An 11,742-nucleotide genomic window follows, 5' to 3' on the forward strand; every position below is an offset into this window, starting at 1 on the left:
TCATTTTAGCAAAAAAAACCATCCTTTATTCTGTATTAACGCTCTGGTCAGACCTGATTTGCTACTAGATATTGACTGTCTGTTTTTTTTATCTAGAATGTCGGCTGTTTTGCCATAATGGTAAGTGTATTAATAATTGAGTAGTAATATGTCAAATGTGTCTACTTGCATCACGTATGATGCATCTACGTCATTAATAATGATGACGCTAAGAGGGACGGCAAGTGCACAGGATGTGATGAACTTTTATCAAATCGCGCAGCAGTACGTATCTATTTACGGCAGTAATAAGTTACTCGTTGATGTGTCTGAATTAACGCATAAATTTCCGGCAAGTGAACTGCTGACTATTATGCCAGCAGTATCTCAGTGGTTAGCTAGTTGCTTTATTGCTCGCGTCGTTAGTTTTGATGGTTTTATGCACGATTTGTTTTTGCAAAAAGCACAACGCTTTGATATAAAGGCAGAAAACTTTGATTGTTTTAACAGCGCGAAAAATTGGTTAGTAAATCAACCTAGCATTTAAGCGTTGAACCTTCTAAACTAGTTAGCCATTAAATCATAAAACTAGTCTATGTCTTCATTAACGCCTTCAGTAAGTACTCAAACTAGCTGCGTTTTTAGCTTCAGTGAAAAACAACAGCAGCAGTTATATCTTCACGTAAAACAGCACAAGGGTATTTTAAATACCGCTGATATTACAGCTTTGTGCGCGCAATATAAGCAACCTGTCGAGGTTATACTGCGTGCCTGTTTACCTATTGCTGCAAAATTTGCAGTTGCGCCTATTTCACATTTTTTTGTTGGGGCAATTGTAGTTGGCTACGATAAACATGGTGAGCAACATTTTTATTTTGGGGCGAATGTTGAATTTGCACAACAAGCATTAAGCTTAGTGGTTCATGCTGAGCAATCGGCAATTAACAACGCTTGGCTCAATGGCGCGAAAAAAATAGCTAAAATTGCTATCAGTGATGCGCCATGTGGTTATTGTCGTCAATTTATGAATGAGTTGGCTGATGCGCAGAGCTTTGATATTTTATTACCGCAGCAGCAATTCAAGCTGGCTGATTTGCTCCCTCACTCATTTGGCCCGCAAGATTTAGGTAATTCTTATAGTTTGTTTAACCCTGCTCCACAACAGCATGAATTTGTTGTAACTGATGAACTGGATAAAACGTTGCTAAGTTATGCGTTGGCTGCATATGTACCTTACTCTGAAAATTACAGCGCAGTGAAAATTAGTACTTTCGAAAATGGCAATTTTTATGGTTGTTATGCGGAAAATGCCGCGTATAGCCCGAGCTTATCACCACTGCAAAGTGCGGTGAGTCAATTGCATTTAGCCGGTTTGGCAATGACTAAAGATGTTGTCAAAGGGATTGAGTTACTACAAACGCAGGGCAAGGGAAATCAGTTGAGTGTCAGCCAAGCAGTACTGGCAAGTTACACCGAATTGCCAGTACTACAAAGTATAAGTTTAAATATTAAGCCAACAGCAGTTTAGCGGCTTCGAGTACCACGGCGACTGATTTTTTCTCAATCTCGCCGTGATCTACATTGGGGATTTCTTGGCGAGTACGATTAACCAACACACCAGCTACACAGGCGGCTTTTAGCCCCAGTGCTGCACACATTGTAAATAAGGTTGCTGATTCCATTTCATAGTTCATCACGCCCAGCTTTTGCCATTCTTCACAGCTACCCTGAAATGCTTTTGGTACATAACCCGAGTAAGTGTCGTAACGTTCTTGACCTGGGTAAAAAGTATCGCTTGATGCAGTAATACCAATATGAAAATCAATGCCTAAATTACCGCACGCATTTACCATCGCTTGAGTGGCGAAAAAGTCAGACACCGCAGGGTAGTTCAATGGCGCAAAATGTTGGCTCGCACCATCTAAACGCACAGATGCTTGGCTGATTAAAATATCACCTTCATTAATATGAGGTTGAATAGCGCCAGTTGTGCCAATTCGTAAGAATGTTTCAACTCCCAATTGCGCCAGCTCTTCTACTGCAATGGAGGTTGAAGGACCACCAATACCGGTTGAGCAAATAACCACAGAGTTACCGTTAAGTTGACCTAAGTAAGCATGAAATTCTCGGGTTTGGACGAGGCAAGTTGGGTTTTCGAGAAAAGTTGAAATACGTGCTGCACGATCTGGATCGCCCGGTACAATTGCAAGTTTTGCACCGTGTAGATCGTCGCGGGTGAGTCCTAAGTGAAATACCTTTTCCATAGCGGGGCCTTATTTATAACTTTTTTCTAACGTCAGTTAATAACGCTAATTTATAAAGAGTTGTTGTCAATTTAGCATAATTACTACAATGCATTGCCTTGTACAGGACGGATGTCCGTTATCAAATTTATTCATTCTCTTTGAATATTCAAGCAACTGACTTTAATTTGTGTCATCGCCGGTAGTTGACTTGTATTCATAGACACTATATCAATCCTACTAGGCACTCTATTTTAGTTTATACGTTGTTGGACGAATAAGTATAACCAATTGTTATTATAGAGATTTATATAGTTATTTAAAATGTAGCTAAAGCGGCGAGAGTAATAAAATTGCGAGTGAAAATCGGCGCGTGAATCTTTTATTAATTTTATTTTCAACAACGCTCTTTTGCATAACTACGCAAAAGCACACAGTAAGGAATTGCAATGAGCACACAATGGCACACATTTAAAAGTAAAGTTGAGCACTGTTTATGTCCGCCGGGCGATGGCGTTTTTACGGTTAATACTGCAAAAGAACGAAAAGCGGCGCTGCGTATGAAACTGTATGGGCAAGAAGATAATGTCGATACGCTATGGCGTGCATCACTCGATACACTTAGTCAAAGTGAGCATAAAGCGGTGACTTTAGGCATTAGCTCTGACTGTGGTGGTGGCATTTTACGCGGCGCCAATTGGGGGCCGTTGTTTTTACGTTCAGCATTGATTGATCAGCAGCCTCAGGCAAAGTCGTTTGATTTAGGTGATGTAAGGGTTATTCCACATTTATTGCATGATAAATATTTAAACGACGCGACTATCAGTAATTGCCAACAGGCATTATATGATAATCCAAGCAGTGAGTATTATGTCAGCCCGTTGTCTATCACTGAAGATGTATGCGATAGCTTTTATGCAACGTTTACTGATAAAGGCATTTTTGGTATTGGTGGTGATCATTCAATTAGTTACCCGTTAACTAAAGCGTATTTGAAGGCAAAGCGTGCGCAAGGTAAACGCACTGCGATTATTCACTTTGATGCGCATACCGATTTACTCGTTGAGCGTTTAGGTATCGATTTATGTTTTGGCTCGTGGTGCACGCATATTTTAGAGTTTTTACCTGCACCACATCATCTGATCCAATTTGGTATTCGTTCAAGCGGTAAGCCAAAAGAACACTGGGAATCTACCTTTGGCGTTAAACAACATTGGGCCCATGAGATCATCGAACGAGGCGCACCGGCAATTGCCGCAGAAGTCATTGCTCAGCTTAAAGCTGATAATGTTGATGAACTCTACGTCAGCTTTGATATTGACGCCCTCGATGAAGAGTTTGCATCAGCAACAGGCACACCCGAAGGGAACGGTTTAACGCCGCAGCATGCTTTGGATATCTTGGTTGCTTTGGCTGATGAATTTCCGATCACTGGCGCTGATATGATGGAAATTGCCCCATTTACTGACAGTTCACTGATTGGTCAATCGAGTTCAGATACAACGCTTAGAGAAGGTGCAAAAATTTCAGCATTTTTAATTAATGCCATGAACCGCGCATAGTCAATAACAGTTAATATAAGCAGCATGCTGAGGCATGCTGCTTTTTTAATTCACAAATCAGCTATTTGCCGTTATATTTAATTTACATCAAGAGAGGCTTAAAATAATAATCGGTGGGGTAAGAGTGGCTAAGTGGTGTTATTTTTTATTAATAATCTTAAGTAGTCAAACTGTAGCTAAATTAAACATAGTTACAGAAAACTTTCCGCCTGCTCAATATATTGATGAAAATGAACAGCTTGTTGGCTATATCGCTGATAAAGTTCAAATGGTGTTAGCTTCTTCAACACTCGATTATACAATTTCAGTGCATAGTTGGAGTACTGCATTTAATATGGTACTGCGCGATCCGCAAACGTGCATTTTTTCTATGGCGCGCTCAACTTCTCGTGAAAAGCAATTTATTTGGATTGCAGAATTAGCACAGTTGAACACTTATCTTTATGCTTTGAATTCGAAAAGCATCGTTATCGATTCCCTAGAGCAAGCAAAGCAATACCGAATTGCGGTATTAAAAGATAATTACAGCCATCACTTTTTATTATCACAGGGCTTTGAAGAAGGTGTAAATCTAATGCTGATGAATAGTTTTGATAATATTTTTAAAATAGTTCAAAGCCGTCAAAGCACTATCGATATCGTCGTATTACCTGAACAACGCGTTAAATTTGAACAGTCTAAAAGGCAGGTTACTGACAAGTTAACACCAATTTTAAGACTCAAGATCACGCAACCAGCACTGTATTTTGCTTGTAACAAAGCGCTAGATAAGCCAACTCAAACCAAACTCAGCAACGCATTCAACGCGTATCAGTAAGCTTTTATTGTTGGTAATGTACTGATATTTAATTACTTTTAATATTAATTAAATTTAAATTGCCCAACCTTTAAAAGGGGTTATAATCCAGCTGCTTTTGCTTATAAAAGCGCTTATTTTTGGAGTTATAAATGGGTGACTTAATCGGGATTGGTTTATTAATCTTGATCAGTGCGTTATTTGCTATGTCGGAAATCGCCATCGCAGCATCACGTAAAATTAAATTAAGAGTCATGGCGGACGAAGGCAATGCTAAAGCGGCTGCAGTATTAAAGCTGCAAGAGCAACCCGGTGCTTTTTTTGCCATGATCCAAATTGCCCTTAATGCAATTGCTATTTTAGGCGGTATAGTGGGCGAACAAGCGCTTTCACCTTATGTTGAAAGTGTACTTGTGTTGTTTTATCAAGGACCGTTACTTGCGCAAATTAGCTTTTTACTGTCGTTTTTGACAATTACTTCATTGTTTATTTTATTTGCTGATTTATTACCAAAACGCTTAGCTATGATCCTGCCAGAGGCTGTTGCGGTTCGCGTAGTCACGATTATGCGTTGGGTAACGTATGCATTAACACCGTTGGTATTGTTTTTTAATGGTGTAACTAATATTGTTTTACGCTTATTCAATGTGCCGGCAGAGCGTGAAGACATTGTAACTACCGAAGACATAGTCGCAATGATGGATGCAGGCGCAGAATATGGTAGCTTACAACAACAAGAATATGATTTAATTGGTAATGTATTTGATTTAGAAGCGCGCTTTTTATCGAGTGTAATGTCACCTAGAGATCAAATAGTCTACTTTGATATTAACGAAGCCAGCGATGGTATTTCGGGCAAAATCATTGATCATCCACATAATCATTTTTTGGTATGCAATGGCAATTTAGATAAATTAATTGGCTCAGTTGAATCAAAAGATATTCTTCGCCAAGTGCTCAAAGGCGATGCAGCGAATATTAACGACGAAATGCTCGAAAAAGAGATTTTTTATCTACCAGAAACACTGAGTTTGTCAGAGGCATTAAATGCCTTTAAAGGCGCAGCAAAACCCTTCGCTGTGGTGGTAAATGAATACGCACTTGTCGTGGGAATTGTGACAGTTAAAGATCTGATGAAAGGCTTTATGGGAGATTTGATCACCCATAATGGTGATGAATTAATTATCGCACGTGATGCAAATTCATGGTTAGTTGATGGTTTAACCCCAGCCGTTGAGTTGGCAAAAGTACTCGGTGTGGATGAATTTCCAGATCAAATGCATTATGAAACTGTTGCCGGATTTTTAATTTATACCATGAAGCGAATTCCTAAACGAGCAGAATATATTCAATACGCAGGTTTTAAATTTGAAGTTGTGGATGTTGAAGGGATCCGAGTTGAACAGTTATTGGTGTCTAAAATACTACCGGTAGAACCAGCCTTATAATAAACGTGAGGCGCTATGCGCCTCATTATTTATTCAAAAGCGCCTTTTATTATTGCAAAGCCGTGCTCAACCATATGAATGCCATTACTCCATACATGTTGTGGCGCTAAAGTGTTGCTATCAAGTAAAACTAAGTCGGCGTCTGAGCCTTTGCTAATAGTGCCTTTTTTAATCCCCAGTACATTAGCGGGATTAGTGGTTATGGCCATTAATGCGTGCTCTATACTCACCTCATATTGACGTATAGCTTGTTGGAAAGCACCTAACAGAGATGCTTCTTTACCAATTTCAAGCCCGAGCAAATTAAATTGCTCGTCAAATATTGGCAGGCTGGCATGGCCATCTGAACTCATAGTCAATTGTGTTGGCTTAACATTGTGTGTTAAACAGTAAGCTAACGCTTGCGCGGCAGCATATTCGCCATGGGCAAGATCATACTCAGTTGTGCTGGTGGTAAAATCAATTGTACCGCCGGCTTCACAAAATAAAATCCCAGCGTCAAGCAGCGCTTTATTTCTATTCATGTGTGTTGGATAAAACTGACTCAATGAAATATCAGTATTTTTATCAACCTCATGCAGAATCGCTAAGTGACTATTAACGGGGCCGACATGAATGCTCACGGTGCCTTTTTTTGCGCTTAGCATGCCGGCGACTTTTGCTTCTGCTGCCAGCTCTGCGAGTTGTTGAACGGTGGGTTGGCTGCTACGGTGATCTGAAATCGCCACTTCGCCTACGCCAATAAACTCGTCAATATACATTAGGTCATTTGTAATACTACCCGTCAGTGTTTTAGCGGGTAAGTGATAAGAGCCAGTATGGCAAAATACATTAAGACCAAGCTCTTTTAAGCCTTTCGCTTTAGCAACTAAGTTGGTTAGTGTGCGACTGCTTGAGTCAGTGCCCAGCGCTGCAATAACGGTTGTAATACCTGCTAAGGTGGCATCAGTTAAGTTCATTTCTGGCGTTCGACTAGTAAAACCTGCTTCGCCGCCACCGCCTGTAATATGGACCAGAGAGTCAACAAAGCCTGGTACTAGAATGTTTCCTCGGCCATCGATAATCTTTACTTCGGTATTACTTTCTAGTTTGATCTCGGTTCGAAAATCAATCACTTTAGAACCAGCGATGAGTACATCCATCTGCCCTTGAGGGCTTGGAGTATAAAGGTTTGCACCTCGAATTAATGTCAACATAGTGAAGTCTTTTTATTGATAATTGATAAAATAAGCAAGAAATATGAAGCCGCTTGCTAAAGTAAATAATGCTAAAGTGAAACGCCAAATAAAGGCTGCCCATTCGCTCCAATCAAGCTTTACAATACCTAAGCAACCGATCAAGCTGGCTGAGGTTGGAATGAATATATTCGTTAAGCCATCGCCAAACTGAAAAGCTAATACCACAATTTGTCGTGAGACATTGAGTAAATCGCCTAATGGAGACATCAGTGGCATAGTGATAGCGGCTTGGCCGGACCCTGAAGAAACAAAAAAGTTAAACACACTTTGAAATAATAACATTCCCCATGCCGCAACAAAGTCTGGTACCGCAGCGATACTACTAGCACTATGATAAAGTAATGTATTTAAGGTTGACGGTGCATTTAAATCACTGCCGCCAAGTAATAATACCACCCCTTTGGCAAGAGCGACTAACATAGCTGCGGGCAACAATTCTTGTGCACCATGTTTAAATGCATCTGCACTTTGGTTGGCTGTTTGTTTATTAAAAATACTGGCTATAAAAGCACTGATCACACCAATACAAAAAAACTGTGCTGCGAGCTCTGGAATATAGTATTGGCGCGCCATCACACCCCACACAACCCAAGTAATACCCGTTATAAAAGTAATCAAGATAAGTTTATCGGCGGTATCTAATTTTATATCAGTATGGGAGTCGCTTTGCGCGGTGTTAATGGTTCTGATCGAGTTGGCATAACGTATAGTAAAAAATAAACCAAATAGTGTAAACACAACCCATGCGATCATTCTAAAGCCAGCACCAGAAAAAACTGGTATTTCAGCAATAGATTGTGCAATTGCAATACTAAAAGGATTCATCCAAGACGTTGCAAAGCCAATTTGTGTGGCAACATACGTAGTTAAAACCGTTACTTTGGCATCATAGCCGAGCTGTTTCATGATCGGTAGTAAGACAATACAAAAAGCAATGGCTTCTTCGCCCATACCAAATACTGCGCCACCTAACGAAAATAACACAAATAATAATGGTAGAAACAGCCATTCAACTCGCTGAGTTTTATTGATAAGCGCCATAATACCGTTATTAATTGCGCCTGTTTTCATAATGATACCGAACGCGCCGCCGGTAATTAATATAAATGCCATGACACCGATGGTTGCGCCGTACTTGTCACCCGATACTAAACCTTCAAACAACACATTTGCCAGGCCAATTTCACCGCCTTCAGCAAACAGCGGCGTTTGCTCGCTTACAGCCACTGTTTGGTATTGAGAAAGTTCAACACTGTGGCTATCTTTTTGGGCGTTAAACATCCCAGGAGTAATAAACAAGGTTGCCAAGTAGGCAATTAATGCAACTGATAACAAGATGATACTTGCATCAGGCATAGTAAATTGTTTGTTTTTCATAATTTCACTTTTCGCAAAGAAATAGGTTGCTTAGACTAAGCCGCACACCTGCTTATTTTAACACGAAGTTTATTTGAATAAGTGACCTTACTCTACAAAGCAAAGCCACTTAGTACAATTTGGATGGTGTTACGCACAGCGACTAGTGCTGCGCGTATAATTTTTAGAAACGATAGCTGACACTAAATGTATAACGCGCGCCATAAGCATTATGGTTTATAGAATCAAAACCACGACTTGAGCCGTATAGCTGTGGCGGCTCTTTGTCAAAAATATTATCAATGCGCGCTCTTAAGGTAAGGGCTTTATTTACGTAGTAACCTGCAGATAAATCCCATACGAGCCAATCGTCAACTTGATGATTACCTTGTGAGTCAAGTTTACCTAAACTTTCCAGTTCATCAATTTCACGGCCTCGAAGTCCTTCAATGTCATCATCATAGCTGCTGGTGTAATTTGCGCCAAGGTTCAGGTAGTAGCTTTGAGCTTCCCAATCGATTGACATGCGACCGATGTTTTCAGGGTAGCGATACGTGCCAACTAACTTTTCAATTGCATCAGACCCTGGTTTACTGCGCTCAAATTCAAGATAGTGCGTGCCATCAAATGCAAAAGTTAAATCGCCACCTGAAAGCCTAAAACGGTGATCAAACTTAATATCAATCCCTGCTAATGTTTGTGTGCCGGTATTTTCAAGTGGGATAACATGGTCACGAAATAATGGTAAAAATAGCTCATCATCACGTGGGTTAAACTCGGTAATATAGTTATCTAAAATTTCATTTAGATTGGCACCATCTTGCTCGATACTTAAACCACTATTGTCATAGACACCACATAACCTATTATCGTAAGAAATACCTTGTTGACCTTCTGGGACAATACCGCAATGGCGCAGTGATGCATCAGTAATGGCACGATCTAGCACCGCAGTCATATTAGTATCAATCACTTCTTCGTGATCAAACTGCCAGTAATCAACGGTTAGGTTAGTATCAGCGCTTGGGCTCCAAGCAAAACCAACACTAATAGCTTCTGATTCTTCTGCTTTAAGATTTTTATTTCCAAGCTCGAGTGAGTTAACACTTACCTCTGTTCCTTGGCCCATACAATAAAGATCAGATACTGCTTGGTTAGCACCGCAATCGAAGGTTGATTGAGTGGTTCTTAATTTAACACCAGCTTGCGTAAGAGAAGGGGCACGGAATGACGTAGACCATGAGCCACGTAACACTAACGAGTCGTTAGGACGATAGCTTAAGCCTATTTTTGGATTAAAGGTGCCGCCAAAATCGTCATAATGATCGTAACGTCCTGCCGCCTGTAGCTCAACTTGATCGGTCAATGATACACTTATTTCTGCGAACGCCGCGTATTGAGTGCGATCAGCCTCTGATAAGCTCGAGCCAAAACCAAATACATCCACTAAGTAGCGGTTTTCAGGGCGTGCTTGCGAGTCAAGTGATGGAATGTCAGTTAATTCTTCACGGCGAGCTTCAACTCCAAATGATGCATAAGCGGGTAAATCATTAAAGGTGAATAGCTCACCGTTAAAGTTTGCATCCCAGCCGTATACGGTGCTTTCGCCACTGCGTGTTGGACGTGCCTGTGCCGTTGCTAAAACCGCATCGTTGGCGGCATCGCCTTGCACAAATGGATTATAAAATGGCAGTAAATCGCCTGATACACAGTTAAGGTTCGCGCCGTCGTAGTTTGCTAATGTACCGTCTGAGCATAGTTCACCAGTAATGGCGGCATGAAATTGATAGCGATTGTAAATACCATCAATGGCTTCTTGCTCAGAGCTTGAGCGAGAAAAGGTTACGCCTGACTCCCAGCTCCAGTCACCAACATCACCTGCAAGGCTACTCACTAAGCGGAAGTTTTTAGTTTCTACTTCGACAGTACGTGGGGCATTAAAACGCGCATCAAAGCCAAAGCCGTAAACTTCGCGGCCAGCTTGCGTATCAAATTCAAATGGGTCAATAAACACTTGATCCATCAAATCATTACTGCCATCTGCATTATCATAAATGAACAGCGCATCTTCTAAAATGAAAGGACCATCTTCATCATTTATTTGATTAATCGGTGAGGGTGACGAGTACGCTTTTGCCTTTGTTTGGCTATAGAAAAAGTCAGTATGCCAATCAACACCGCCTAAGCTGCTATTGAACATAAAGCCAGTCGATAGACTCTCAAATGGCGTATCCAGATAATCGTCTTGATTTGGGTAATAGGCACAAATGTCTTCACCAAATTCAGTTGTAACTAATTCAGTCTGGCAATTTGGCGCTGGCAATTCATTCCCATCACGCGAGCTGTAATAATAAATATTTGGCGCGTTTTCAAGTTTTGGTAAGTATGAATAACTATTCACCAGTGGTGATGATGCAGTGAAATCTCGATCGGTTGCTTTAAATGCGTTACGGTCAAAAATATCGGCAAAAACCGTTAAGTTACTCTCACCAATTTTTGTACCGTATACTAGGTTAAGTTGTTTTTTACCTTCATCATGACTGTTAAAGCTGTTTGCGTAGGATGCGTTTACTTCAGCGCCTTCAAAGTCATCTTTTAAAATATAGTTAATTACACCTGCTACGGCATCTGCACCGTAAACCGCTGATGCACCGGTTGCAAGAATATCAATGCGCTCGATAGCTGCAAGTGGAATTGAGTTCACATCGACAAAGTTTTCCGTGCCAGCGGCAAATGAACTGGGCGCAACACGACGACCATTAATCAGTGTTAATGTGGCTGATGGGCCCATGCCACGTAGGCTTGCTGCAGATTGTCCCGCAGGTGTTGAGGTGGATGTGCCACCGCTTTCTGAAGTGGAAAAAGTGCCGCTACCACCTTTGAACACGGATAAATCCTTTAGTAATTCGTGAATCGTGTTGGCGCCAGAGCGTTTGATGGCATCTTGGTCTAATACCGTTAGTGGAATCGTTCCTTCAAGATCGACGCCTTTTAAACGTGATCCGGTGACTTCTACTCGTTCAATGTTTTCAGCTTTAGTGTTTTCTTGCGCATACAAAAAAGTTGGGCAAAGCACTGCGCTTATTGCCGTTGCAATTGTTAATTGACGAAACATATTGG

The 11,742-nt window shown here is 40.9% G+C and carries 9 protein-coding genes; 5 read left to right on the top strand and 4 right to left on the bottom strand.

Features of this window, described 5'->3' with window-relative positions; translation table 11 throughout:
• Positions 1-148 precede the first annotated feature (148 nt).
• Positions 149-526: a hypothetical protein gene (locus tag H5163_RS00730; RefSeq protein ID WP_145234423.1), complete on the top strand. Its 378-nt coding sequence runs from the start codon at positions 149-151 to the stop codon at positions 524-526.
• Between the two features lie 48 nt (positions 527-574).
• Positions 575-1,507 (top strand): cytidine deaminase, encoded by a 933-nt coding sequence (gene cdd, locus H5163_RS00735; protein ID WP_182733970.1) that lies wholly within the window; start codon positions 575-577, stop codon positions 1,505-1,507.
• On the opposite strand, the gene udp is transcribed toward cdd, so the two are convergent.
• Complete coding sequence (udp, locus tag H5163_RS00740; protein WP_149979966.1) at positions 1,488-2,243, bottom strand: uridine phosphorylase; 756 nt, start codon at positions 2,241-2,243, stop codon at positions 1,488-1,490. The two genes, cdd and udp, sit on opposite strands and share 20 nt — an antisense overlap.
• 428 nt (positions 2,244-2,671) lie before the next feature.
• On the opposite strand from udp, the gene H5163_RS00745 reads away from it, so the two are divergent.
• The 3 genes from H5163_RS00745 to H5163_RS00755 all read left to right on the top strand — a co-directional run bounded on the left by H5163_RS00745 (position 2,672) and on the right by H5163_RS00755 (position 6,028).
• Positions 2,672-3,784, top strand: coding sequence for an arginase family protein (locus H5163_RS00745; protein WP_145234417.1), 1,113 nt, complete (start codon positions 2,672-2,674; stop codon positions 3,782-3,784).
• Between the two features lie 124 nt (positions 3,785-3,908).
• Positions 3,909-4,601 carry an ABC transporter substrate-binding protein gene (locus H5163_RS00750; RefSeq protein ID WP_145234415.1) on the top strand — a complete coding sequence of 231 codons (693 nt, stop codon included), beginning with the start codon at positions 3,909-3,911 and terminating at the stop codon, positions 4,599-4,601.
• A 131-nt stretch (positions 4,602-4,732) separates the two neighbouring features.
• Positions 4,733-6,028, top strand: a complete 1,296-nt coding sequence (locus H5163_RS00755; RefSeq protein ID WP_145234413.1) for a hemolysin family protein — start codon at positions 4,733-4,735, stop codon at positions 6,026-6,028.
• Between the two features lie 29 nt (positions 6,029-6,057).
• Here H5163_RS00755 and iadA read toward each other — a convergent pair whose 3' ends face one another.
• From iadA to H5163_RS00770, 3 genes are all read right to left on the bottom strand, one after another.
• Positions 6,058-7,224 carry a beta-aspartyl-peptidase gene (iadA, locus tag H5163_RS00760; protein WP_182730782.1) on the bottom strand — a complete coding sequence of 389 codons (1,167 nt, stop codon included), beginning with the start codon at positions 7,222-7,224 and terminating at the stop codon, positions 6,058-6,060.
• A 12-nt stretch (positions 7,225-7,236) separates the two neighbouring features.
• Positions 7,237-8,643 (bottom strand): putative basic amino acid antiporter YfcC, encoded by a 1,407-nt coding sequence (yfcC, locus tag H5163_RS00765; RefSeq protein ID WP_182717600.1) that lies wholly within the window; start codon positions 8,641-8,643, stop codon positions 7,237-7,239.
• A gap of 163 nt (positions 8,644-8,806) precedes the next feature.
• Positions 8,807-11,737, bottom strand: a complete 2,931-nt coding sequence (locus tag H5163_RS00770) for a TonB-dependent receptor domain-containing protein (RefSeq protein WP_182730780.1) — start codon at positions 11,735-11,737, stop codon at positions 8,807-8,809.
• Between the last annotated feature and the right edge of the window lie 5 nt (positions 11,738-11,742).

This window comes from Pseudoalteromonas sp. SG44-8 (assembly GCF_014164125.1).
In the GTDB taxonomy this organism is placed as follows: Bacteria; Pseudomonadota; Gammaproteobacteria; order Enterobacterales; family Alteromonadaceae; genus Pseudoalteromonas; species Pseudoalteromonas rhizosphaerae.